This window comes from Puniceibacterium antarcticum (assembly GCF_002760615.1).
GTDB lineage: Bacteria > Pseudomonadota > Alphaproteobacteria > Rhodobacterales > Rhodobacteraceae > Puniceibacterium > Puniceibacterium antarcticum.
Genome location: NZ_AWWI01000123.1, coordinates 1 through 612, shown reverse-complemented (window position 1 = coordinate 612; position 612 = coordinate 1). Strand labels below are relative to the sequence as shown.

General features: G+C 66.3%; 1 protein-coding gene and 1 pseudogene. Both read right to left on the bottom strand.

Features of this window, described 5'->3' with window-relative positions:
* Positions 1–190: pseudogene (locus P775_RS19235) on the bottom strand (hypothetical protein); the annotation flags it as partial.
* A 28-nt stretch (positions 191–218) separates the two neighbouring features.
* Positions 219–612 (bottom strand): hypothetical protein (locus P775_RS19230; protein ID WP_099912513.1); only part of this gene is annotated, 394 nt, incomplete at its 5' end.

Sequence of the window (612 nt, the reverse complement as noted above, 5' to 3'; positions counted from 1 at the left end):
AGCCTCCGCGCAGCAGGCCGGTGAACCAACGCCGGTTGACGCCGATGTGCCAGGCCAGCAGGGCGAACAGCCCCGTCCCGAAGACCTCGTGCCACAGGTTGCCCTGCCACCAGTAGGCCAGGGCCAGCAGCAGCAAGGCCGACATCACGGCGGGCAGCGCCAACCGCTTGAGGATGATTGAGGATTTCAACGAAGGCTCTCCGATCCGGGTGCCGGGGTCACTGCGTGAAGTTCAGAGCGTCGTCGTGGGTGAACATGAACTCCCGATCGCGGCGCGAGCGCTGGTGGCAGGCATAGCACCGGTCGATGTTCTCGTCGGTCTTGACGGTCTCGTCCGGCCAGAACCACTGGTAGCCCCAGTCGTCGATGCCCTCGTCCAGTTTCTGGGCCACGAGGTAGCGGGTCAGAACGTCGCTCTGGTAATCGACGAGGACGACATGGGTGCCGGTGGGGACGGGTTCGCCGGCCTTGATGGCCTCCAGCGCGGCCTGGGTGGTCAGCATATGCTCGCGCGTGATGCCGCGCCGGACCGTGGTGTAATGTTCCAGCACGTTGAGCGGCGGGAAGGTCACCGCGTTCTCCGCGGCGTCGGCCGCGGTCGGGGCAAGGCTT